Here is a 20128-nt window from a genome sequence, read left to right as displayed (position 1 = left end):
GGGACTCGTCACCCGGTCCCTACCCACCGCTACCGGGCCGTACACACCACGAGCTCGGCACTCGTCGCGAGCGCGGTCGTACGGAGCGTGAAGAGGCTGTCGACGCGGGCGGCGGGGTCGTCGATCCGTACGTCCTTGCGGGCGACCTCGGTGCCGTCCTCGGCCCGCGACCGCAGCGTGCAGACGCCCTTGACGCCCTCGTCCTTGCGGACCTCCAGGTGCACCTGCACCTCGGTGGGGCTCACCACGTCGAACTTGATCATCTCGGCGCTGATCTTGCTGTCGACGACGTAATGCCAGCCGAACCAGCCCATCATGCCGAGGAAGAGGACACCCAGCACCGCTCCGGTGATCCTGAGCTTGCGGTCGGCCCGCTCGTCCGCGGAGCGGCCGTAGCGCCCTTCGGGCAGCTGCTCTCGCACCGCGCTCATGGTGGATCCTCTCGAAGCCGGGGGTGGCGGAATTTTCACTCCCCCGATTCCGTCACTATAGAAGCCTCCCTCCGCGTCGAATCACTGAGGATCGAGTCTTGACCGAGCAACTGCGACTGATGGCCGTGCACGCCCACCCCGACGACGAGTCGAGCAAGGGTGCGGCCACGATGGCCAAGTACGTGTCCGAGGGGGTGGACGTCATCGTGGTGACGTGCACGGGCGGCGAGCGCGGCTCGGTCCTCAACCCCCAGCTCCAGGGTGACGCCTATGTCGAGGCGAACATCCACGAGGTGCGCCGCAAGGAGATGGACGAGGCCCGCGAGATCCTCGGCGTCTCCCAGGAATGGCTGGGATTCGTCGACTCCGGCCTGCCCGAGGGCGACCCGCTGCCCCCGCTCCCCGAGGGCTGCTTCGCCCTGGAGGACGTCGACACGGCGGCCGGCGCGCTGGTCCGCAAGATCCGCTCGTTCCGCCCGCAGGTCATCACGACCTACGACGAGAACGGCGGCTACCCGCACCCCGACCACATCATGACCCACAAGATCACGATGGTGGCCTTCGACGGCGCGACCGACGCCGAGAAGTACCCCGAGGCCGAGTTCGGCCCGGTCTGGCAGCCCCTGAAGCTCTACTACAACCAGGGCTTCAACCGTCCCCGCACCACCGCCCTCCACGAGGCGCTGCTGGCCCGCGGCCTGGAGTCCCCCTACGGGGAGTGGCTGGAGCGCTGGAGCGAGTTCGAGCGCAAGGAGCGGACGCTCACGACCTTCGTGCCGTGCGCCGACTTCTTCGAGATCCGCGACAAGGCCCTGATCGCCCACCGCACCCAGATCGACCCCGACGGCGGCTGGTTCCGCGTCCCGATGGAGATCCAGAAGGAGGTCTGGCCGACGGAGGAGTACGAGCTCAGCAAGGCGCTGGTGCCGACCTCCCTCCCCGAGCAAGATCTCTTCGCGGGCATCCGCGACAATGCCTGACATGAGCGCACACCTGGCACTGACCCAGCTTGTCCCCTTCGCCGCCGAAGAGCTGGACAAGAACAAGGTGACCCCCGGCGTCCTCGGCTTCGTCGTCTTCGCGGTCCTGGCCCTCGCGGTCTGGCAGCTGATGAAGTCGATGAACCGCCACATGGGCAAGGTCTCCTTCGAGGAGGCCCCGGACCCGGCGGCCACCCCGGACACCCCGGCGGCCAAGGCCGGCGCCACCGGGAAGTAGACCCAGCCCCACCGGCCAGGCCCCGACCCTGCCCGCCACGACGGCCCGTACCCCCGCGGTACGGGCCGTCCGCGTTTTCGGGACGGGCCCCATGCGGAATTCCGGAAGTGAATATTCCGTTTGCTGTCGTCGGTGATATCGCGCTGGTAATGCGCGTCCATCCCGTCGGTGCCCGGTGTCCTTGGTGGTGTCGCCCAAGCCTCTCGATATCCGATGGCGGCTGAGGTATTGCCCGTGATCCACGGCGCCCCCACCGCCCCTCGCCTGCCCCTTTGTTGTGATCTTGGTGTGTCCACCCTATATACCCGTCAAGATCGACTTTGTTTTTGTTTTCACCAAGAAAAGACGAATGGGCCGCCTGTTAATCTGTGGCGTTCTATTTCGGGTTTTAATAAGGGGTGGGGTGTGAAACGTCTCAGGGGACGTGCATTTTCAGCCGCATTGATAGCCACGGTTCTGGCCGGAGCGCTGCCGGGCGCGGCCATTGCGGCGGACCGGAACGGGGGCGCGCCGCGAACGGAGCTGAAGCAGCCGAAGGCCGTTCCGGTGAAGCCGATGGCCGCGGGTGGCGCGAAGCGCAAGGACGATGCCGCCGCGCACCCCTGGCGGGGGGCTCCGAAGGTCACGTGGCCCGCGGCGGGTAGCGCGGACTTCGATCTGGCCGCCCCAGACCCTGTGAAGGGTGCGGCTCCGAAGGCGATGCGCGGCCCGGTCGAGGGCACCGGACCGCTGCCGGTGAAGGTGGCGCCGGGCGGCGCGTCGGCACGGCGGGCGGGCGCTACCGCCCAGGGATCCCAGCCCGCCGCCGAGGCCGCCAAGGTCAGGGTCACCATCGCCGACCGGGCCGCGACCCGAAAGGCGGGAGTCGACGGCGTACTGCTGTCGGTGGGGGGCAGCGACGGATCCGGAATCCAGGGTCCGGTCGAGGTCCAGGTCGACTATTCGGCGTTCCGCAGCGCGTACGGCGGCGACTGGGCCGCCAGGCTGCGCCTCGTGCAGATGCCGGCGTGTGCGCTGACCACGCCCGAGAAGGCGGAATGCCAGAGCCGCCGGCCGCTGGAGACGAAGAACGACACCGAGACGGGCAGCGTGTCGGCCGAGGTCGAGGCGGCCCCGCGGTTCACGGCGGCCTCCGCTCGGACCATGGCGATGTCCGGGGCGACGGCACTGGCGGTCACGGCCGGCTCAGGAGGCTCCTCCGGCGACTACAGCGCCTCACCGCTGGAGGCGTCCGGCTCCTGGAGCGCGGGCGGCTCGACCGGCGCCCTGAGCTGGTCCTACCCGATCGGTGTTCCCACGGTGCCCGGCGGCCTGATGCCGGGGGTGGCACTGAACTACAGCTCCCAGTCCGTGGACGGGCGTACGGCCGTATCGAACAACCAGCCCGGCTGGCTGGGTGACGGCTGGTCGTACGAGCCGGGGTTCATCGAGCGCAAGTACAAGTCGTGCAACGACGACAAGACCGGCGGCACGAACACCACCAAGTCGTGGGACCAGTGCTGGTTCAGCAACAACGCCACCCTGTCACTGGGCGGCAAGTCCACCGAGTTGGTCTACGACCCGGTCAAGGGCTGGCACCCGGAGTCGGACTCGGGCGAGAAGGTCGAGAAGCTGACCGGTGCCGTCAACAACGACAAGGGCACCGCGGGCGTCGACGGCGAGGGTGAGCACTGGAAGGTCACCACGACCGACGGCACCCAGTACTTCTTCGGCCTGAACCGCCTGCCGGGCTGGAGGGACAACGGCACCGCCGCCGACGACCCGGTCACCAACTCCGCCTGGACGGTGCCCGTCTTCGGCAACCAGCCGGGAGAGCCCTGCTACAACGCCACCTTCGCCGGCGCCTGGTGCCAGCAGGCCTGGCGCTGGCAGCTCGACTACGTGGTGGACCTGCACGGCAACGCGATGGCCTACTACTGGGACGCCGAGAAGAACAACTACGGCCGCGCCTTCTCCGAGACGACCGGCAAGGGCACCAACACCCCCTACACCCGGGGCGGCTGGCTGAACCGCATCGACTACGGCCTGCGCTCCGACGCCGTCTACACGGGCAAGGCCATGGGACAGGTGCAGTTCGGCGTCTCCGAGCGCTGCCTGACCACCTGCGGCACCTTCGACGCGGCCAACGCCGCGAACTGGCCGGACACGCCCTTCGACCAGATGTGCCTGGACGGCGCGGAGTGCGCGGACCAGTTCTCCCCGACCTTCTGGTCCCGTAAGCGACTGACCAACATCACGACCAAGGTGCTCACCGCGGGCACCTACAAGGCCGTGGACTCCTGGGCCATGGCCCAGGACTTCCCCGCCGCCGGCGACGGCATCTCCCGACCGATGTGGCTGAAGTCCATCTCCCACACGGGGAAGGTCGGCGGCGACCAGACACTGCCGCCCGTGACCTTCACCGGTGAGCAGCTGCCCAACCGCGTCGACAAGACCGGTGACGGCCTCGCCCCGTTCATCCGCCTGCGGATGTCGCAGATCACGTCCGAGACCGGCGGCGTCATCGGGGCCTACTACTCCCCGCCCGACTGCACCGCCACCACCCTTCCCGCCGCCGACGGCACCAACACCACCCGCTGCTTCCCGGTGAAGTGGGCGTACGAGGGCTACACCGCCCAGCTGGACTGGTTCAACTCCTACGTCGTCACGCAGGTCGTCGAGGGAGACAACCTCGCGTCGACCCCCGACACGGTCACCTCGTACAGCTACCTCGGCGGCGCGGCCTGGCTCAAGAGCACGGACGAGTTCACCAAGGCCGAGGACCGCACCTACTCCGTCCCGCGCGGCTACGGCCGTGTGCAGACGCGGACCGGTGCGGCTTCGGACCCGAAGACCCTGAGCGAGACGCGCTACTTCCGGGGCATCGACGGGGCGGCGGTGGACGACTTCGCCGACGTCGCGGTCACCGACCGGGAGCAGTTCGCCGGCATGCCGCGCGCGACGGCCACCTACAACGGCGACGGCGGCGCGCTGGTCTCCGCGACCTCCTCCACACCGTGGAGGTCGGCCGCGACGGCCTCACGTGCCCGCCCCGGCCTCCCCGACCTCCAGTCCCACCTGACGGGTGTGGAGAAGGAAGGGACGCTGACCGCCGTCACCGGTGGACAGCGCAAGACCTCCCTCACCCGCACCTTCGACGCGTACGGCATGGTCACCCAGACGTCCGACCTGGGCGACGAGGACAAGACCGGCGACGAGACCTGCACCACCGCCTCCTTCGGCCGCAACACCGCCGTCTGGCTGCTGGACAGGGTGTACCGCACGGAGACGGTAGCCGCCGCCTGCGGCGCCACGGTGAGCCGGCCCGCCGACGTCATCTCGGACAACCGCGTCTACTTCGACGGTGCGACGACACCCGGCACCGCACCCACCAAGGGCGACGCCACCAAGCTCGAACAGATCAACGGCGCGGGCACCGGCTACGACATCGTCAGCACCACCCCGGTCGCCGACTACGACATCTACGGCCGCGCCCTCAGCACGACCGACGTCTACGGCAAGAAGGTCACGACCACCTACACGCCGGCCACCGGCGAGGTCCCGACCACCACGGTGGTGACGAACCCGCTCGGCCACCAGGTCACCACCACGGCCGACCCGCTGCGCGGCCAGCCGCTCAGCGTCACCGACGCCAACGCGCGGGTGACCACCACGGCGTACGACCCGTTCGGCAGGGTCGTCAAGATCTGGCACCCGGGCCGGTCCGCCGCGACCTACCCCGATTCGCCGAGCTACACGTTCTCCTACCTCGTGCGCAACGACGGTGCCAATGTCGTCACGACGAGAGCCCTGGACCACGAATCGGTCTACCAGACGTCCTACGCGTTCTACGACGGTCAGCTGCGCTCCCGTCAGACCCAGTCCCCGTCGCCCGACGGCTCGGGACGACTGGTCAACGAGACCTCCTACGACACCCGCGGCCAGGCCTGGCGCTCCTCCGGCATGTTCTACGCCAGTGACAAGCCGGAGCCCGTCCTGGTGACCGGCGCGGAACTCACCTACCCGGCGTCCACCGACACCCTCTTCGACGGTGCGGGCCGTGTCACCGACGTCATCGCCCGGAGGTTCGGCGACGAGACCAAGCGAACCACCACGGTCTACACCGGCGACACCGTCACGGTCGTCCCGCCCGTCGGCGAGAGCGCCAGGACGACGGTGCAGGACGCCAGGGGACGTACCACCGAAATCAAGCAGTACCTGGACAGCACCCGTACGGACTCGCAGTCGACGACGTACGTGTACAACAAGCACGGCAGGCTCGCCCAGGTCACCGACCCTTCCGGTGCCGTCTGGAAGTACGGCTACGACGTACGCGGCCGCCAGACCCACGTGGAGGACCCGGACAAGGGAATCTCGGACACCACGTTCGACAAGGGCAACCGCGCCACCGACGTCACGAACGCCCGTGGCACCCTGCACACCGACTACGACGAGCTGGGCCGCCAGACCGCACGCAAGCAGGGCGCCACCACCCTCGCGACGTGGACCTACGACACGGCCACCGGCGGCAAGGGCAAGCCGGCGACGTCCACCCGCTGGATCGGCGGCAAGGCGTACGAGTCCGCGATCACCTCCTACAACGCCCTCTACAAGCCGGTCGTCAACCAGGTCACCATCCCGGTGGCCCCGGAGACGGGCGCGCTGGCGGGCACCTACAAGTGGACGACCTCCTACAACCCCAACACCGGCCAGCCGATGTGGACCCTGCAGCCGGCCATCGGCGGGCTCCCGGCCGAGAAGGTCGCCAACAGCTACACCACCACCGGCGGTCTGCTGAAGACCATGGGCGCCGGCGCCGACCCGATCGTCTCGGCGATGACGTACGACCACTACGGCCGGGCGACGCGAGCCGAGTACGGCGCGTTCGCCGCGCACCTGTGGAGCTCCTACGAGTACGACGAGCACACCGGCGCACTGACCCGCTCCTACACCGACCGCGAGCTGGCGCCGCAACGCATCGACGACACCCACTACACCTACGACCCGACGGGCAACATCACTTCGGTGACCACCGCGTCCGGCCAGGACGCACAGCGGGTGACGGACACGCAGTGCTTCTCCCTTGACGGCCTGCGCCAGATCACCGAGGCATGGACGGCCGCCCCGACCGCTACCGACGGCTGCGCGGCAGGACCGTCGGCCACCACGGTGGGCGGCCCGGACGCGTACTGGACGTCGTACTCCTACGGCCCGACCGGAAACCGCACCAAGGAGATCCAGCACAAGACGCCGTCGGGCCCGTCCGGCGACATCACGCGCACGTACGGCACTCCGGCCGCGGGCAAGCATGCGCTGCCGTCGGTCAGCCAGACCGGCCCGGCGGGCACCACCGCGGAGACGTACACGTACAACGGGACCGGCGACACGCAAACCCGCAAGATCGGTTCCGCGCCCGTACAGAGCCTGGACTGGGACGCGGAAGGCCACCTGGCCGGCACCACGCAGGGAACGGCGGTCACCGGCTACCGGTACGACGCCGACGGCCAGCGGCTCATCCGTACGGATTCCGGCGGCACCACGCTGTACCTGCCGGGCGGCAACGAGGCCAAACTGGGCAAGACCGGCACGGTCGTCGGCACCCGCTACTACAGCGCGGGCGAGACGGTCGTGGCGATGCGGACCGGCGGGAAGCTCACTTTCCTCTTCGCCGACCACCACGGCACCGCCACCACCCAGGTCGACGCGGTCACGCAGGCGATCACCCGCCGCAAGACCGGTCTCTTCGGCGGTCCCCGCGGTCCTCAGCCCACCAACTGGGCCGGGGACAAGGGCTTCGTCGGCGGCACCCGGGACACGGACACGGGTCTCACCCACCTCGGCGCCCGTGAATACGACCCGTCCATCGGGCGCTTCATCAGCGTCGACCCGCTCATGGACCTGACCGACCCACTCCAGATGGACGGGTACGGCTACAGCCACAACAACCCCATCACACGCAGCGACCCGACGGGCCTGTACGACCCGGACGAGCGGGATTACTGCCAGAAGAACCCCGGCCAGTGCGAGGGCGGGAAGATCAAGCACGTCAAGCCGGGCAAGGCCCTGACGGCCGACACGGACGGCAAGGGGACCATCACCAAGGTCTACGACAAGCAAGGTGTGCCGCACCACATCATCAACAAGACCGACGGCCCGACGGCGACGACGGCGTTCGACACGATGAACGACGACCTGCGGAGAGCGGGCCTGTACTACGACCCCAAGACCGGTAACGGTGAGATGTACCTGATCCAGGACGACACGAATCCGGACGTCAAGAAGCAGGCGCCCATCAAGGATGAGAACGGCAACTCGGTGAGGGCCGGCACGACCGCCGACTTCGTCAAGGTCACCTGGAGGAACGGCCAGATCGTGGATGTCGACTCGTATGACGCCACGGGTTCCACCCAGGCAGCGGCCAAAGCGCGCACGACAGTCGACAAGAAACTCCGCGAGCAGACGAACAACGTCGTCTTCGTCGCCAAGGACCTGACCCAGGCGCAGGAGATGTCAGCCCTCTACGAGGGCGATCCCCACGTGAGGGTGATCTACCCGGACGGGGACTTCGACTCGCGACGGGTCTTCGTGGCTCCGGCCGTGACGCCCGCGACGCCCGGGGGGTCGAAGGGGTCGAAGGGGCCGAAGGTACGTGCCTTCGGCGTGATCGGCGGAGCCCTGGCCGTGGCGCAGGCCCCGAGTTACGTCCGTGAGTACGGGTGGGCGCGAGGCGGCTGGGAGATGTTCAAGGATTCGATGGACCCCTTGGGCCTGTCCGACGACACGCCGGATCCCTTCATCACCGAAGGTCAGTGCAACATCGACATCGAGTGTGCCTGAGTCCCCGGTCACCTGAGTCAGGCTCGATGAGGGGCCCCGCGCCTGCCGTACGGCGGTGCGGGGCCCCACCTCATGCGGAGGGTGTGTCGGTCCGGGAGAGGTATCCGGTGACGCTGTTCTCGTAGGGCTCCCGCCTGGTGTGCGGCAGAGGCACCTCCACCAGGGAACCGTCGTAGATCATCCACAGCCCGAAACACGCGTCGTCCTCGTCACGCACCAGTACCTGGACCGACTGCGGGTCAGGCCAGGGGAGCGATTCGAGGTGCGTCAGCAGCCCGTGCCAGTTGAGGCGGGTGAACTGGATGATCCACGCGTAACACTCGTCGGAGGGCATGCCCGAACCGGAGAACACGCCGTCGTCGACGCGCGTGAAGCACTGGTGCCACTCCCGGTTCCCGTCAGGCCGGGTGAGCGGCTCCATCACCTCCTCGGCGCCCCTCGCAAGCACGATGACCTCAGCGAATCTGCTCATGGGCCCAGTATCCCAACAGGCCCACACCGAGCGGACACCGCAGGCGAGCCGACCCCTGGCCGGCTCGGACAAGGCCGAGAACGGGGAGACCGCTCCGTCGTTACACGACCCTGAGATCGACCGCGACGGAGAAGGGCGCGGCGGCCTTCACCGTGCCGGTGAACATCTCGCCGTCCCTGTAAGCCCTGGTGGCGGGGTCGAGGACATAGGTGTAGACGATCGGGACACCGGTGGCGGCCTGCTCGACCCGCCAGTAGAAGGGGATCCCGGCCTTGGCGTACTGGTCCACCTTCACGATCCTGTCGGTGGTCTCCGAGCCGGGTGACACGACCTCGACGACGAGGAGTACGTGCTCGGGGCGGGTGGGCGTGAGGTCGATGGTCTCCGCCCGATAGACGATGACGTCCGGACGGCGGTTTGTGAGCGGAACGTCCTGCAGGCGGACGTCGAAGTCCGTGTCGGCGTTCCAGCCCGGGCCCGCGGCGGCGTCCAGGGCGTTGGCCAGGATCCGCGCCAGCCGGCTGTGCCGTTTGGAGGCGCTCGGACTCACGACGACCATCCCGTCCACGACCTCGATGCCGGCGCACTGCTCCTCGGACCAGGAGTCGTACTGCTCCGCGCTGATCTGCGTATGCATCCACGCGGGCGCCACCATCTCGGCGGTCATGGAGTACCTCCTTCGAGGAGCCTCGGCAGGTCCGGCGCTGCTGCGCCCCAGCCTACTGTTCCGAGGTGTCAAGCGAGGCGGGCTCGCGAGCGGTTCGCCGGTCGTTGCAGGCGCTGTGAGAGGCTGGGCCGTATGAACCGGTTGGCTGGTATGACCTCGCCTTATCTGCTTCAGCACGCCGACAATCCGGTCGACTGGTGGCCGTGGGGGCCGGAGGCGTTCGAGGAAGCGAAACGGCGCGATGTACCCGTTCTGCTGTCGGTCGGTTACTCCGCGTGCCACTGGTGCTAGTGAACTTACAAAACCAGGTAGTCCGTACCTGGGGTGTTTCCAGAGGGTAGCCACGTGGGCGCGTACGATGAGCGGCTAGGTGGAGACATGGACGCCTGGGGCGAAGGCCAGCTGGCAGCCTCTCCCGAGTGGACGCCCGAGCAGTAGTCGTTGCCGCTGTTGCTTGACTAGAGGGCGTAAGCGCACGACGATGGCCCGCACTCGAGACCAAGGGTGGGATCAGCTAGCCGTGATCAAGCCATGGGCTGAAACGGAGCCGACCACAGTGCGGCGGCAACCGGGGTCCAATCGCAATCGGTCCGGGCATCGCCGAGAGCGGCTGCCGCCACCACGTTCTCGTTCTTCACCACGCCTCAACCTGAGGTTGGAAAGGCTCAGAGGCTGCTCAGCACCTCGCTCAGGTCGTGGGTGAACGACTGCCATGATGCGAGCTGCTTGACGGGACCCTCGCGATCTAGCATCTGGAGGAGCCGCGCGCGGTTCTCTGAGAAGCGCGCCTGGACTTTCTTGAGGCCGCGGCCCTTCTCCTCACTGGCCGTGGCGATGGCTTGCTTGAGCAGTGCTTTCGGGTCCGCCACGGACTCCGCCCGGTTCGGTTTCGGAAGGTTGAGTGAAACTCTGCCGTTGGGGTTCCCCGCCACCTCCCGGATCGCCCTAGGGTCGAGGATCAGCCAGGCCTCCAGCATACGCACGGGGATCACGGGCACGTGGGCCAAACCGGGGCTCACCGAGGCCACCGCGTCGGCGATCTCATCGCGACGTGTCTGCTGGGGATTGCCGTCGGAGTCGCGGTGGATCACTACCAGGTCGTACTCGTCTGCGTCGTGGCTGAGCTGCCGCGCGGCTCGCAGCTTGTCCCCGACCGAGTGCCCAGGCTTGTTCGGCAGGCGGTGCAGGTCCGGCACGGTTACGTGGATCTCCCGGCCAGTCTCGACCGCGATCGCCTCAATGTGAAAGCGCAGGCCGGTGTCGCTGGATCCCTCGCAGAGGTAGAGGGCGCGAAGGGTCACGAGGCGCTCTCCTCAAGAGTCAGCCGGGCCTGTGGGGGAGAAGTGAGGTACGCAAGGATGTCGGCCACTGTGCCGTAGCCCTTCTCCACACCGCCTGCACGCCAAGTGCCGGCCAGCGGCCGGAGCCGCAAGGCGCGCGCGGTCTTGCTTCCCTCCCTGGGAACGGTGGCCGTGTCGGCGATGAGCAGGTCCGCGGGATCGACGAGTTGCACGACCCCCGGTGAATGCGTGTTGATCAGGACCTGCCGGAAGGGGTTGTCCTCGTCCACCGGTTCGGAGGGGTCCACCGCCAGATCCCGTACAAGGTTCACCATGGCGAGGAGATTGGCCGGGTGAATACCGTTCTCCGGCTCCTCCATGCAGAGCAGGCCCTGCGCGCTGGGGTCCTCCAACAGCACGCAGAGGGCCAGGAAGCGCAGGGTCCCCTCAGACAGGCTACGAGCAGGCAGTTCCATGCCGTTGATCTCATGGAGCTTGATCGTGAGCAGCTCACGTGTGTCGTCGGCCTCGACGTGCAGCGTGCGTACGTGCAGGCCTGACAGGTCCGACAGGCGTCCCGCGACCCGCGAGTAGACCCGCGCGGGATCGTCCGGGGACTTCTCCCGCGCGATCCGGTCCAGGCTCCGTGGCAGGTGCAGGCCATCGGGCTGCATTGTGCTGGGGTCCTGATAGCGGTCCGAGGTGCGCAGGGCCGAGGGCTCAAGGGCCAGCCGTCGCCAGGATTGCATCTCCCGTCTGGCCGCCAGAATGGTGGGGTCGTCGTTCCGGTTGATCGTGGAGAGCATGGTCCCAGGTGCCCGGCTCGCAGGCGCGGGACGCGGCTGGCCCCTGCGGCCGTCGGCGTGGATCTGGACGACGGCATCGCCTGTGTCGAGAGACGTGGAGATGTAGGGGGCCGTTGACGGGCGGCCGCGGACCACGGTGTTCCGAAAGCCCTTGGCGCTGTGCGGAAACCGCAGTTGCGACGCGGCATCACGGGGCCTGATCTTGCTGAGATCCTCGTACAGCAGCGTCAGTCTGCCGCCGCGCTCCCCGCCTCGCGGTGGTTGGTAGCCGAGCCTGAGCTCGTAACGCAGAAACGTGGACGTCGGCTCGGCGAGTCGGCCGAAGTCGTCCTCTACTTCCCCGGGGATGATCATCTCCGCGGCGAACGTCATCAGGTGTTCGCCCTCCGCGTAGCCGTTCCAGAACAGGTCGCGCGCGTCACCGTGCAGCGAACCATGGGTCCCGCGCACAGCCTGGGCAGCCTCGATCATGGAACGGTCGGCGAGCAGGCTCAGAAACTGGATCGCGTCGAAGACGTTCGATTTTCCCGTGCCGTTCTCCCCCGCGATACAGGTGAAGGGACCGAACTCGACCCTGAGATCCAACAGGTTCTTGAAGCCATCGACTTCGAGTCGCGTCAGCATGTATCCCCTCGATGGTCTACCCCGGCCTGACCCAGGTACCCGCGGTTGCCGACTGGGTCCTGTGCCGGTGCGCACAGAATGATAGGGGTCGGGGATGTGCCTGGTGGTGTCTATCCGGCCGGTCACCGGCGACGGACGCGGCCAGCCAGCCGGGGAGCTGGCAGGATGTATCCGACAGGACAGTGGATCGTGGACGTCGACGACGTACGGAGGAGAGGTCGCCGCTGTGCCTCCGACTGGCGGAGCCGAGACGGGGACGTCCTCGCTGGACCGTGCCGCACTCGTCTCAGACGTGCGGAAACAGGTTCTGGCACTGCGGACGGACCTCCGCGAGCGCAGCGACAATGTCGACCGTTACCGCAGCCGCCTGCGGAACGCATACGAGCAGGCGAGGGCGGCTCGGCGCACGGCCGACACGTATGGTGTCTGGCGGGACGAGCGCATCACGCAGGCGGCGGTGGCGTGGGTGCTCGGCACAGTGTTCGTGCGCTTCTGCGAGGACAACGGGCTCATCCGCTGGCCGTTCATCGCGGGGCCGGGACGGAGGCTGGCACAGGCGGAGGAACGGCAGGACGCCTATCGTGCGGAGCACCCCGGGAACGGCGACCGGGAATGGCTGCTGGAGTCGTTCACACACCTGGCCCGGTCCCACCGAGCGATGGCCCGCGTCTTCGACAGACGGCACAGCCCACTGTGGCAGTTGTCGCCCTCTCCGCAGGCCGCGGCCGAGCTGGTCTCGTTCTGGCGCCGGCGCAACAGGGACGGCTCGATCCGATTCGACTTCACCGACCCGGAACTCGATACCCGGTTCCTCGGAGATCTCTATCAGGACATCAGTGACACGGCCTCCAGGTCCTACGCCCTGGTCCGGACACCTGAATACATCGAGGCTTTCATCCTGGACCTCACCGTGGATCCGGCTGTCGCGGAGTTCGGCCCTCGAGGCTTCCGCGGTATCGACCCGGCCTGTGGGTCGGGAACCTTTCTGCTCGGGCTCTTCGAACGCCTTCTCGGTGCCTGGCGCGCGCGAGAGCCTGGAACCGCGGATCGCGAGCTGGTTTGCCGGGCCCTGGAATCAGTCCACGGCTGTGACCTGAATCCGTTCGCCGTGAGTATCACGCGGTTCAGGCTGCTGATGGCCGCCACACGGGCGAGTGGTGAGCGCGTGCTGGGGGAGGTTCCCCAGCACATGGTCAATGTGGCTGTCGGAGATGCTCTGTTGGGAGGGCGAGGCGCCCCGGGGCAGTCGCCAGCGAAGCCCCCAGGGGACTGGGAGGACGAGGGCGTTGGGACTGCTGAGGATATTGATGAGTTCTCCGAGCGATGCGACCTGCTGGGGGCCGGTTCCTACCATGTCGTGCTGGGTGAGCCCCCCTTCACGGTCGTGCGTGACAAGTTCAAGAGGGCTGCGTACAGGGAGGCGTATGCCACGGCCGTCGGCGCGTTCCCGCTCTCGGTTCCCTTCGTGGAGCGCATGTTCCAGCTTGCGGTGAGGGGAACCGGCGGAGAACCCGGTGGCTACGTCGGGCAATGGATGCCCAGTTCGTTCACGAGGCGTGGTTTCGGCGAGAAGCTGATCGAGGAGTTCCTTCCGCGTGTCGGGTTGACGCACGTGATCGACACGTCTGGAGTCTTCGTACCGAGCCATCGGACCCCGACCCTGATCCTGATCGGGCGGAATGATCCGAGCCCACGTGACGCCCCGGTGAGGTCGGTGCTCGGCGTGCGCGGGGAGCCGGCGATGCCGCAGGATCCGGCCGAGGGAATTGTGTGGCAGGCGATCGTCGACCAGATCGACCGGCCCGGCACCACCTCGGAGTGGGTGAGCGTCCAGGACGAGCCGCGGCAGCGTTACTCGCGCTTCCCGTGGACGATGACGGGAGGCGGTGGAGCGGACCTCATGGATGCGCTCTCGGAGGCCCCGCGACGGTTGTCGGACTTCCTCTCTGGTCCGCCCCGAGTCGTCGCCGACCCGGGGCAGCGAGATGTCTTCACCCTCGGGCGGTCGTGGTTCACCCGGCACCCAGACTCGGCCAGTGCGGGCCGCGGCATGGTCACGGGCGAGACGGTACGGGACTGGCGCGTGAGAGCGTCGACCGAGGTACTTGCTCCCTACGACGATCACGGCTCTCCGCTCGCGCTGGACCTCGACACCGCGTGGGGACGCCATCTCTGGGCGATGCGCCAGGTTTTGCGGACAGCGCCGGGCGCAAGGGATGCATCCCGGTCCCGCCCTTGGTGGACCTGGAGGGTCTGGTCGCTGGGCGACGATCGCGAGCCGGCGATCACGTTCGCGTATGCGGCGACGCACAACCACTTCGCGCTGGAGCCCGGTCGGAAGGCGTTCAGCCGGACCGCCCCTATGCTCCGGCTGCCCTCAGCCACAGACGAGAACGACCTCTTCGCAATTCTGGGGGTTCTCAACTCATCGGCAGTCTGTTTCTGGCTGAAGCAGGCCAACGCCACCACAGGGGCCGACGGGCTCGATTCCCCCCTGCCTGGTCAGGAATGGGCCCGACCCTACCTCTTCGCGGCGGCTTCCTTCTCACGCCTTCCCTTGCCGGGCGGCACTCCACCGGACCACGCGCGGGAGCTGTATGACCTGGGGCTGGTTCTCGATGCCCACGAGCCGGGCGACGTGTGCACGGGTGAACACCCGCCCAGCCGAAGCACACTGAACGCGGCGAGAGTCGTCCAGGAGAGGGCACGTCATCGGATGACCGCGCTTCAGGAGGAACTGGACTGGGACGTCTACGCCGCCTACGGGCTGCTGTCCGCTGATGAGCGGACTCGTCTGACCACCGTCCCCGGCACCGACTTGCCGCCGCTCCGGCCGGGCGAGCGTGCCTTCGAAATCGTGCTGGCACGCAAGGTCGCCGACGGTACTGCCTCGTCGTCCTGGTTCCAGAGGTTGTCCTGGTTCGAAAAGCAGGGAGTCACGCCGGTCACCGACGTCCCGAACCACTGGCCGGCCGCCTACCGGGACGTTGTGCAGGCCAGGGTCGACGCCATCGAGTCGGGACATCCGATCGCCCTCGTGGAACGTCCGGAGTACAAGCGGCGCTGGCTGTCGGACCCATGGGCGAAGCGTGAGGAACGAGCGCTGCGTTCCTGGTTGCTCGATCGCTGTGAGGACGAACGCCTGTGGTTCGAGCTCCGGGGTGGTGCCAAGCACGCTCGCCCCCGGACGATCGATCAGCTCGCACGGGACCTCGGAGACGACGCCGACGTGACTGCCGTGGCCACGCTCTATGCGGCCGACCACCTCGGGAGGCGGGAAGCAACGCTTGGTGAAGTGCTGGCGTCGGTGCTGGCCGAAGAGCATGTGCCGTACGCGTCAGCGAAGCGATACAAGGAGTCGGGACTGCGTAAGCGTGCCCAGTGGGAGCAGGTCTGGGAGCTTCAGCGTCGCGAGGACGAAACAGGCGAAGCACTGGGGATTCCCGTTCCGCCCAAGTTCGTGAGCGCCGATTTCCAGCACGCGTCCTATTGGTCGATCCGAGGCAGCCTCGACATCCCCCGGGAACGCTTCATCTCCTATCCCGACGCTGTTGCCGCTGGCCAGGGCCTGCTGCTCGGCTGGTCCGGCTGGAACGAGGCAGACCGGGTGCGCGTCCTGCTGGAATTGGCCCGCGCGCACCACCAGCAGCCTCATCCGAGCGCATACCGGATCACCCCCCTCCTGATCGGCATCCAGGAACTGATTCCCTGGATCCACCAGTGGGAGGCTTACCCCGGATCCGGGATGAGGCCCGGCCAAGCGGACGAATTCCAATACGAGTTCGAGCAACTGCGCAGCGCGTACCAGCTCACCACGCACGACTTGACCTCTTGGCGGGCACGGAACAATGCCCCCTGAGTGGGGTGGACGTCGCTAGAAAGGGGAGAGCCGCGCCGTGTTTGCCCTCCGGCAGACTCGGCCCTGAGCACGCAGTCAGGGCTGAACCAGAATCGCTCAGACGGTGATCCGAGGAGTGCCATCAGGGGAGTAGTCGACCGCAATGATGTTCGATGGGCCGACCCATTCCTCCAGGGTCTTCAAGGCTTCCTCGGAGAGCTCGGTGGTGAAGAGCGTCACGAGGTTCTCTTGAGCGCGCGAGCAAGCGACGTAGAAAAGGTTTCGTGACCGTTCGAACCTCTTGTGATCCTCATCGCTGAGGGACTGGCTACGAGGGAAATCAGCGAGCATCTTCGGGAAGTTATACCGGGTCCAGCCGCCGAATACGGCCAGTACGGATGGGTATTCCTCGCCCTTGACGCCATGCTGTGTGGAGAATGGCGTTTTTTCGTTCACGTAATCACGGAGGGCTATGATCTGGCGGTACGGGACGTCTCTCAGCTTGCCGTATTCAACGATCTGTCGTGGATCGGACAGCAACTCCCCGGGCCGGAGAGAACTCAGCGCTTCTGTCCACTTCCGCTGACGGTCGTGAACGGCACGAGAAGGCGAGAAGTATTTCTGCTCTAGTACGATGTCCAGGACATCTCCGACCGTACCGATGTCGCGGGCCTCGTCGATTCGGTGGAAGAGATCCGCCCATCCGGTTTTATCGCTGCGATTCCTCATGCGGGGGCGAGAGCGTTTCAGGGTTTCCAGCATCAGTCCGAATCGCTTCGTGTGAAAGAATTCGCAAGCCGGCTCCAGGGTCTCCAACAGGAACGCCATGACATCATCCTGCTTGCGGACGTAGTCGTCGTTGTACTTGAAAACCTCATTTATCTGACCGAAGCCTAGCTCGCTGGCGATCGACGAATGGGTGAGCATGAGGGTCTTCAGCGGTTCGCCCTGGGGGATATGATTTCGTATCCGGGCATCCTCTGCGACGTGGCGAAGAGTTTCTTTCAAGGTCAGATCAGGGATCTGGCCCTTCTTGGAGCGCGCCCCCCGAGGTCCGGTCCAGGAATTCGTTTGGTAGACCACGACGGAGCCGGTCTTGCGGCCGGGAACCGGAGCTTGAGGAAGCTCAGGTCGCATGTGGTTGAGGAGGCTCACCACTGCCGGGCTGGAACGCCAGTTTGCTCGTTTGTCGATCGCGGTGACCGGAAGGTGGTCTATCTTTCCGCAGGTTCGATCGTAGATCTGCTGCCAATGATCCCCGAAGAACCCGTAAGTCGACCCGGTGGGCGGAGATGCAGTATTGCCAATCATGGCTTCTGCCAAGCCGGAGGGTGTGTCCTGGTATTCGTCGACGAAGATGATGGGGAACCGGTCGGCGACAAGTGACCGGAATTTCTTTCGCTCGAAGAGTCTGGTCGCGAGTGCAGGGACATCGTCGTGATGGAGCCAGGCGACGCCGTCTCTGATTCGGCGAAATCCCAGATCATAGCTGACAGAACAGCCATCGGCGGAGCCTTCTTCGGCCAGCAACTGCTTCCAGCCGGGAAGCGCGCAGATCTCTTGCGAAAGTGTTTTCTGGAAGCCGGAAATAATCTCCCAAAGGAAACCGTGGATCGTTCCGGCGAAGACATGGGGGCTGGCGTCGGTGCGGTTCACGATCTCATCGCGGGCGACGTTGGTATAGGTGACGCATGCCACCTGCTGGCCTTCTCGGGGCAAGTATTCTGGACGGTTTTCCAGGATGTGTCGAAGCGTGTCGATGAGTGAATGGGTCTTGCCCGCGCCGGCACCAGCTTCCAATTTGAAGTTGCGGCGACTGTCCAGGGAGGCGAGGATCTCGCGCAGCGCATGCCGGCTTTCCTGGTCCGCAGTGGCGCCATCTTGGAAAGTCGATACCTTCATTTCACTGCCACCTGGCCTTCGGGTGATTCACCGGGTTCGGCGTCGGGCTCCGGAATGTTCACCTCGGTCGGCATCGGTGTCTGGCGAAGCAGCCATTCGAGACCGCGCCTGATGTAGCGCGGGGTCATCCAATCCTCCTCCACAACTGCGAAGCGGAGGGCGAAATTGCTCTTCTTCTGTCCTCTCGCCAGCTCTCGCGCCTGCTGCTCCTGATCCGCAACGCTCTTGCTTCGGAAATCTTTCAGCTTGAAGATTTCGGGGTTGGCCAGGATGAATGCGTCCTCGAATGTTCGCCCGCATGCACCGCCAGGGATTTCCGGTACCTGGTAGGCCAGCCCGCGTCTTTCGATCACAGGCAGCTCGTCAGCAGCCGACTTCTCCAGTTCGGCGAGGGTGATTTCCTCTTTGTTGAACCACTTCTTGATCCCCTCGTTGGAGGTTGTGGTCCCCTCGGTCACACAGCAGCTTTTGAGCTTCTTAGCGGAGTCAGGCTTTACCGCGTCAACGTCGGTGATGACGAGCGTCGGAATCCCCAAGAAGTCCAGGAACGGGTAGAAGAGGTGGGCGTAAGCCCCGCCTACCTCCATCGCGGTGACGTACTGGCTTGCCAAGCTCCCCCACCCTTCCCCGCCGTTTTGGTCCAATCTCGCGATTGCGGCGGGGATAAAGAGGCGTTCGCTGGTTCCCTCGATCAAGATGGCCTTGTCGGCGAAGAAGAGGTCGGCCCTCGTCAACGTCAGGTACTTGTGGAGGAACTCCTTGCTCACTCCTGGGGCATCGGCAAGATTAAGGATCTGTGAGCTTGTGGCCCCATCCGGTTCGATGTGTGTGTCCAGCCGGAAGTATCGAACCGCAGGGAAACCCACCCTGTTGGCGATATGGGCGGAGTGGGTGGTCACAAGGAATTGCGCGTTCCAGGAATCCACCCCTTGGTCCGCAGCGGGAAATTCCTTCTTGAAAACTCCGAGCTGGTGAATGAAGACCTCCTGCATCTGGGGGTGCAGGTGAGCTTCGGGTTCCTCGATGAAGACTAAGTGGATGCAGGACTGGTTGCGTTGGGTCGCGTAATCCCGATAGTAGCTGAAGAGTGTGAGCAGGATGAGGAGGAGATTCCGTGACCCCAGGCCGCTGTATGACTCGGGCAGTTCGATTCCGGCTGATCCCGGGTACCTGATGCTGGTGAAGTTCGATAGAAGACGTTTCGCGTCCAGCGTGGTCCGGGTGGAGAAGTCTCGGCCCCCTAGGCCGGGGTATCCAAAATCGGTGACTGTGGGTGCCATCCTGTCATACATCTCCTGGATTTTTCCGTCCAGGCTTGAAAAGATCTCTCCCAGGGCGGTTTCCGCATCATCGGCGAAGTTCTTGAGTGGAGAATTCTCGTCTGCCTTGGAGGCGCCGATAAAGAGTGATTCGAAGACTCTGCCGATCGGCTCTTTGGGTCGCTCCGTCTCGTCGTCGAGGCCTCGTTGTGCTCTGACGAAGTCGACCTTGATCGCCCTGGCGACCTCGCTCATCGAAACGTTGCGGAAGTTCGTCGGATCGGCTGGGTCCACGGCTATAGCGGACCGTTCGAAGAGGTGAGGGATTCGAGGGCCTATAAGGGAGAGGAGGAGTGAATCGCCCCAACCCTCCACCAAGTCGTCTGGCCCATCACGGAAGAACTCCTTCATCACACCGGGCTTCAGGGCGTAACGGACAGTCACAACCGCTTCGGTGCAGTCCGGGTCGAGGTCGACGATGAGTGAGCCGAGGGAGCCGTACTCGGTGGTCTCCTTGTCGTAGCTGATGAGGACGGTCAGCGAGATCTCCGGGAGCAGCTTTCGTGCTGCTTCCTCGTCACCGGCGGTGAACGCTTTGTACGCCTGAGAGAACTCCGAGTAGGCCTCAGTGGAGAAGTCCTCCACACGGAGCCTGATGTCACCAGGGCGGAGAAACCTGCTCAGTACCTCCGCCAGTGACGTCTTGCCGGTGTTGTTACGCAGGGTCATTGCGTGATCGAGATCTGTCCGGGTTCGTCAGGTGAGGCCGAGGGCCTGTAGGGGCCGGTGGTAGTCACGGCCGGCATGGCGGACGG

11 protein-coding genes and 1 pseudogene are annotated in these 20128 nt (G+C 66.0%); 5 read left to right on the top strand and 7 right to left on the bottom strand.

Annotation, left to right across the window (positions count from 1 at the left end; genetic code table 11):
• Positions 1–29: 29 nt before the first annotated feature.
• Positions 30–431 (bottom strand): DUF4307 domain-containing protein, encoded by a 402-nt coding sequence (locus tag ACWFR1_RS30015; protein WP_453556701.1) that lies wholly within the window; start codon positions 429–431, stop codon positions 30–32.
• Positions 432–529: 98 nt separating this feature from the next.
• Here ACWFR1_RS30015 and mca point away from each other — a divergent pair, with 98 nt between their 5' ends.
• The 3 genes from mca (at position 530) to ACWFR1_RS30000 (ending at position 8465) form a co-directional block, all read left to right on the top strand.
• The gene (gene mca, locus ACWFR1_RS30010) at positions 530–1411 is read left to right on the top strand and encodes a mycothiol conjugate amidase Mca (RefSeq protein ID WP_453556700.1); all 882 of its coding nucleotides are present in this window, start codon (positions 530–532) and stop codon (positions 1409–1411) included.
• Entirely contained in the window at positions 1404–1649 is a 246-nt protein-coding gene (locus tag ACWFR1_RS30005; protein WP_453556698.1) for a hypothetical protein, read from the top strand. The genes mca and ACWFR1_RS30005 overlap by 8 nt, the downstream gene beginning before the upstream one ends.
• Positions 1650–2090: 441 nt before the next feature.
• Positions 2091–8465 carry an RHS repeat-associated core domain-containing protein gene (locus tag ACWFR1_RS30000; protein WP_453556696.1) on the top strand — a complete coding sequence of 2125 codons (6375 nt, stop codon included), beginning with the start codon at positions 2091–2093 and terminating at the stop codon, positions 8463–8465.
• Between the two features lie 70 nt (positions 8466–8535).
• Here ACWFR1_RS30000 and ACWFR1_RS29995 read toward each other — a convergent pair whose 3' ends face one another.
• Positions 8536–8937, bottom strand: coding sequence for a hypothetical protein (locus tag ACWFR1_RS29995; RefSeq protein WP_453556694.1), 402 nt, complete (start codon positions 8935–8937; stop codon positions 8536–8538).
• Between the two features lie 100 nt (positions 8938–9037).
• The gene (locus ACWFR1_RS29990; protein WP_453556692.1) at positions 9038–9604 is read right to left on the bottom strand and encodes a Uma2 family endonuclease; all 567 of its coding nucleotides are present in this window, start codon (positions 9602–9604) and stop codon (positions 9038–9040) included.
• 132 nt (positions 9605–9736) lie between these two features.
• Here ACWFR1_RS29990 and ACWFR1_RS29985 point away from each other — a divergent pair.
• Positions 9737–9892, top strand: a pseudogene (locus tag ACWFR1_RS29985) (DUF255 domain-containing protein); the annotation flags it as partial.
• 377 nt (positions 9893–10269) lie between these two features.
• Here the strand turns inward: ACWFR1_RS29985 and ACWFR1_RS29980 are convergent.
• Both ACWFR1_RS29980 and ACWFR1_RS29975 read right to left on the bottom strand, forming a co-directional pair.
• The gene (locus ACWFR1_RS29980) at positions 10270–10905 is read right to left on the bottom strand and encodes a DUF4276 family protein (RefSeq protein ID WP_018847249.1); all 636 of its coding nucleotides are present in this window, start codon (positions 10903–10905) and stop codon (positions 10270–10272) included.
• Positions 10902–12314, bottom strand: a complete 1413-nt coding sequence (locus ACWFR1_RS29975) for an AAA family ATPase (protein ID WP_390822613.1) — start codon at positions 12312–12314, stop codon at positions 10902–10904. The genes ACWFR1_RS29980 and ACWFR1_RS29975 overlap by 4 nt, the downstream gene beginning before the upstream one ends.
• Before the next feature lie 292 nt (positions 12315–12606).
• Between ACWFR1_RS29975 and pglX the strand changes: the two genes are divergently transcribed.
• On the top strand, positions 12607–16173 hold the full coding sequence (gene pglX / locus ACWFR1_RS29970) for a BREX-2 system adenine-specific DNA-methyltransferase PglX (RefSeq protein ID WP_453556689.1): 3567 nt from the start codon (positions 12607–12609) through the stop codon (positions 16171–16173).
• Between the two features lie 96 nt (positions 16174–16269).
• Here pglX and ACWFR1_RS29965 read toward each other — a convergent pair whose 3' ends face one another.
• Together ACWFR1_RS29965 and ACWFR1_RS29960 are read right to left on the bottom strand one after the other, a co-directional pair.
• Positions 16270–18054 carry a UvrD-helicase domain-containing protein gene (locus tag ACWFR1_RS29965; protein WP_453556687.1) on the bottom strand — a complete coding sequence of 595 codons (1785 nt, stop codon included), beginning with the start codon at positions 18052–18054 and terminating at the stop codon, positions 16270–16272.
• A complete protein-coding gene (locus ACWFR1_RS29960) occupies positions 18051–20042 on the bottom strand; it encodes an ATP-dependent nuclease (RefSeq protein WP_453556685.1) in 1992 nt (663 codons plus the stop codon). Before ACWFR1_RS29960 ends, ACWFR1_RS29965 begins: the two co-directional genes overlap by 4 nt.
• Between the last annotated feature and the right edge of the window lie 86 nt (positions 20043–20128).

This window comes from Streptomyces sp. NPDC055103, assembly GCF_053607625.1.
Note: the sequence above shows the minus strand (reverse complement) of the source record. Positions and strands in the feature narration are given on the sequence as shown.

What these genes read in the sequence shown, in the direction of transcription:
- ACWFR1_RS29960 (WP_453556685.1), bottom strand. Translation starts at nt 20,042, where the DNA reads ATGACCCTGCGTAACAACACCGGCAAGACGTCACTGGCGGAGGTACTG.
- ACWFR1_RS29975 (WP_390822613.1), bottom strand. Translation starts at nt 12,314, where the DNA reads ATGCTGACGCGACTCGAAGTCGATGGCTTCAAGAACCTGTTGGATCTC.
- ACWFR1_RS30005 (WP_453556698.1), top strand. Translation starts at nt 1,404, where the DNA reads ATGCCTGACATGAGCGCACACCTGGCACTGACCCAGCTTGTCCCCTTC.
- ACWFR1_RS29990 (WP_453556692.1), bottom strand. Translation starts at nt 9,604, where the DNA reads ATGACCGCCGAGATGGTGGCGCCCGCGTGGATGCATACGCAGATCAGC.
- ACWFR1_RS29995 (WP_453556694.1), bottom strand. Translation starts at nt 8,937, where the DNA reads ATGAGCAGATTCGCTGAGGTCATCGTGCTTGCGAGGGGCGCCGAGGAG.
- ACWFR1_RS30015 (WP_453556701.1), bottom strand. Translation starts at nt 431, where the DNA reads ATGAGCGCGGTGCGAGAGCAGCTGCCCGAAGGGCGCTACGGCCGCTCC.
- ACWFR1_RS29965 (WP_453556687.1), bottom strand. Translation starts at nt 18,054, where the DNA reads ATGAAGGTATCGACTTTCCAAGATGGCGCCACTGCGGACCAGGAAAGC.